The 4011-nt window shown below is 72.6% G+C and carries 3 protein-coding genes; 1 reads left to right on the top strand and 2 read right to left on the bottom strand.

The annotated features are described in order from the left end of the window. Together pntB and AB0O00_RS31575 are read right to left on the bottom strand one after the other, a co-directional pair. Window positions 1-1536, bottom strand: coding sequence for a Re/Si-specific NAD(P)(+) transhydrogenase subunit beta (pntB, locus tag AB0O00_RS31580; protein ID WP_363657603.1), 1536 nt, complete (start codon window positions 1534-1536; stop codon window positions 1-3). A 5-nt stretch (window positions 1537-1541) separates the two neighbouring features. Next, window positions 1542-3194: a Re/Si-specific NAD(P)(+) transhydrogenase subunit alpha gene (locus AB0O00_RS31575; RefSeq protein ID WP_363657601.1), complete on the bottom strand. Its 1653-nt coding sequence runs from the start codon at window positions 3192-3194 to the stop codon at window positions 1542-1544. 237 nt (window positions 3195-3431) lie between these two features. On the opposite strand from AB0O00_RS31575, the gene AB0O00_RS31570 reads away from it, so the two are divergent. Further along, a partial coding sequence (locus AB0O00_RS31570) for a gamma-glutamyltransferase (RefSeq protein WP_363657599.1) occupies window positions 3432-4011 on the top strand: 580 nt, incomplete at its 3' end.

Raw genomic sequence — 4011 nt, 5'->3', positions numbered from 1 at the left:
TTATAAATCAGCCGCCCCCCCCCTTGATCTACACCTGTCACAAAAATCTCTTCCCCTACCCGACGATATTCCCATCAACCCGGCCGCCGTCGTCGGGGGGCCGGCGCCGGCCGGACCGCTCCGGCCGTCGGGCAGGGCCCGCAGGATCGCCTCCACGCTCTGCTTCGCGTCGCCGAACAGCATGCCGGTGTTCTCCCGGAAGAACAGCGGGTTCTGCACGCCCGCGTAGCCGGAGGCCATCGAGCGCTTGAAGACGATCACCTGTTCCGCCTCCCACACGCGCAACACCGGCATGCCCGCGATCGGGCTGGACGGGTCGTCGGTGGCGGCCGGGTTGACGGTGTCGTTGGCGCCGATGACGAGGACGACCGAGGTCGCGGCGAGGTCGTCGTTGATCTCGTCCATCTCCAGGACGATGTCGTACGGCACTTTCGCCTCGGCCAGCAGCACGTTCATGTGGCCGGGCAGGCGCCCGGCCACCGGGTGCACGCCGAAGCGGACCTCGACCCCGCGTTCGCGCAGCCGCCGGGTCAGCTCCGCGACCGGGTGCTGCGCCTGGGCCACCGCCATGCCGTAGCCGGGGGTGATGACCACCGAACGGGCCCTGGCGAGCAGCCTGGCGGCGTCGTCGGCGTGGATCTCGCGGTGCTCGCCCTGCTCCTCCGCCGGGCCCGCCGGGGCCTCGATGCCGAACCCGCCCGCGATGACCGACAGGAACGAGCGGTTCATCGCCCGGCACATGATGTACGACAGGTAGGCACCGGAGGACCCGACCAGGGCCCCGGTGACGATCAGCAGGTCGTTGTCCAGCAGGAACCCGGCCGCCGCCGCTGCCCAGCCCGAGTAGCTGTTCAGCATGGAGACGACGACGGGCATGTCGCCGCCGCCGATCGAGGCGACGAGGTGCCAGCCCAGCGCGAGCGCCAGGACGGTGACGGCGATCATGAGGCCGAGGCCCGGGCTGGCCGTGAACCAGGCCGTCAGCACCGCGAACGCGGCCAGCGCGCCCACGTTGAGCGCGTTCTTGCCCGGCAGCGTCAGCGGGCGCGAGGCGATCCTGGCGGACAGCTTCAGGAAGGCCACGATCGAGCCGGTGAAGGTGACCGCGCCGATGAACACGCCGATGAAGACCTCGGCGTGGTGGATGTCCAGCAGTTCCCCGGCCACCCGGGTCTGGGCGGCGCCGTGGGACTCGACCTCCAGGTAGCCGTTCCAGCCGACCAGGACGGCGGCCAGGCCGACGAAGCTGTGCAGGACGGCGATGAGCTCGGGCATCTGCGTCATCTCGACCCGCCGCGCCCGCCACAGGCCCGCCGCCCCGCCGAGCACCATCGCGAGGACGATCAGCGCGACCGCGCCGGCGGAGACGTCCCCCGCCGCGACCACCACGGTGGCGACAAGGGCGAGGGCCATGCCGGCGATGCCGTAGACGACGCCGGCGCGCGAGGTCCGGTGCTGGGACAGGCCGGCCAGGCTGAGGACGAACAGCAGCGCGGCGACGAGGTCCGCGGCGTGCGAGGCCGTCGTGGAAGTCATCGGGCTCAACGCCTTTCGGAGGACGACGGGGACGACAGGGACGACGGGGACGACGGGGACGGATCAGCCGGAGGCGTCGTGGGGGAGGCCGGGGACTCCTGCGATGTTGGGGAGATCGAGAACATCGACAGCATGCGGCGGGTGACGGCGAATCCGCCGAACACGTTCACGCTCGTCAGCAGGACGGCCACGAAGGACAGCACCGTCACGAGCCGGCTCTCGTGCCCGATCTGGAGCAGGGCGCCGATCACCACGATCCCGGAGATCGCGTTCGTCACCGACATCAGCGGTGTGTGCAGGGCGTGGTGGACCTTGCCGATGACGTAGTACCCGATGACCACGGCGAGCGCGAACACCGTGAAGTTCCGGGCTAGTTGGGCGGGCGCGAAGGCGATCAGCAGGAAGGCCGCGAGCATCCCGAGGCCGATCAGCCCGTAGCGGACGGGCGGGGTGAGCCGGGACTGCTTCGGTTCCACGGCGGCGGACACGGAAGGGGCGGCCGGGGTGGCCGACACGGCCACGGGTGGCGGCGGCCAGGTGACCTCGCCCGCCCGGACGACCGTCACCGCGCGCTGCACCACGTCGTCGAAGTCGACGACCAGCCGCCCGTCCTTGCCCGGCGTCAGCAGCTTCAGCAGGTTCACCAGGTTGGTGCCGAACAGCTGCGAGGCCTGGGCGGGCAGCCGCGCCGCCAGGTCGGTGTAGCCGATGATGGTGACCCCGTTGGCGGTGACCACCGCGCGTCCGGGCACGGTGCCCTCGACGTTGCCGCCCTGCGCCGCGGCCATGTCGACGATGACGCTGCCCGGCCGCATCGCCGCCACGTCCTCGGCCGTGAGCAGCCTCGGTGCGGGCCTGCCGGGGATCAGCGCGGTCGTCACGACGATGTCCACGTCCGCGGCCTGCTCGTGGTAGAGCGCGGCGGCGGCCCGGTCGTACTCGGCCGACGTCGCCTTGGCGTAGCCGTCCGAGCCCGCCTCCTGGGCGACCTGCACGGCCAGGTACTCGCCGCCCAACGACCGTACCTGGTCCGCGACTTCCGGCCGTGGGTCGGTCGCCCGGACGATCGCGCCGAGGCTGGACGCCGCGCCGATCGCGGCGAGCCCGGCCACCCCGGCGCCCGCCACCAGGACCTTCGCCGGCGGCACCTTGCCCGCGGCGGTGACCTGGCCGGTGAAGAACCGCCCGAACACGTGGGCCGCCTCGATCACCGCCCGGTACCCGGCGATGTTGGCCATCGAGCTGAGCACGTCCATCGACTGCGCCCGAGAGATCCTCGGTACGGCGTCCAGGGCGAGCGCGGTGACGCCGCGTGCGGACAGCGCCTTCAGCAGCTCCGGATGCTGCGCCGGCGCGATCAGGGCGACGACGGTGGCGTCCTCACCCAACCGGGCGACCTCGTCGCCCGACGGCGCGTTGACCTTCAGGACGACGTCCGCCGCCCAGGCGTCGCCGATGCGCGCGCCGGCCTCGACGTAGGCCGCGTCGGTGAACCCGGAGGCCGTTCCGGCACCCGACTCGACGACGACCTCGTAGCCGAGGCCGAGCAGCTGACGCACCGTCGGTGGCGTGGCGGCGACGCGGGTCTCCCCGACCGTCGATTCGGTGACCACGCCGACGCGCTGGGGTGGATCGTGGGCCGGCACCTGTGCAGACATGTCTGGTACCTCTCTTCGTCGGAGGCGCTGCGGACCGGGGCAACCGCGATCGAGGGGGAGTCGGGGGCCCCACCCGGTGGTTGCTGGAACGTACACCTACCCAGCCCGCGAGCCGATGGAGCGAACCAGTGACGATCCTCACCCTGCGGCACCGCACCGCTCCGGAGGGTCGCGGTGGTGACAGGACGGGCGGCGGTGGACACGATGGGTTCCAGCCGGCCATGGGGAGGGGTTCCGATGTTCACGACTCGACCGACCTTGCAGGGGACGTTCGGGATGGTCTCGTCGACGCACTGGCTGGCGTCGGCGGCCGGCCTGGCGGTGCTGGAGGACGGCGGGAACGCGTTCGACGCGGCCGTGGCCGCCGCGTTCACGCTGCACGTCGTCGAGCCGCACCTGAACGGGCCGGCGGGGGAGGTGCCGATCATCCTCGCGCCCGCGGACGGGCCGGTGCGGGTGCTCTGCGGTCAGGGGCCGGCGCCCGCCGGGGCGAGCATCGGGCACTACCGCTCGCTCGGGCTGGCGCTCGTCCCCGGCACGGGCCCGCTGGCGGCCGCCGTGCCCGGGGCGTTCGACGCCTGGCTGCTCCTGCTGCGCGACCACGGCACCAAGCGGCTGGCGGAGGTCCTGCGGTTCGCCATCGGGTACGCCGAGCACGGGCACCCGGCGGTCGAGCGGATCGGGGCGACCGTCGAGACCGTCCGGGAGCTGTTCGAGCGGGAGTGGACCAGTTCGGCGGAGCTCTACCTGCCCGGCGGGCGCCCGCCCCGGCCCGGCGCGCTGCTCACCAACCCGCAGCTCGCCGCGACCTGGCGCC

Source organism: Kitasatospora sp. NPDC093558, from assembly GCF_040683475.1.
Lineage (GTDB): Bacteria > Actinomycetota > Actinomycetes > Streptomycetales > Streptomycetaceae > Kitasatospora.
This window is presented reverse-complemented; position numbering and strand designations above follow the sequence as displayed.

What these genes read in the sequence shown, in the direction of transcription:
- pntB (WP_363657603.1), bottom strand. Translation starts at nt 1,536, where the DNA reads ATGACTTCCACGACGGCCTCGCACGCCGCGGACCTCGTCGCCGCGCTG.
- AB0O00_RS31575 (WP_363657601.1), bottom strand. Translation starts at nt 3,194, where the DNA reads ATGTCTGCACAGGTGCCGGCCCACGATCCACCCCAGCGCGTCGGCGTG.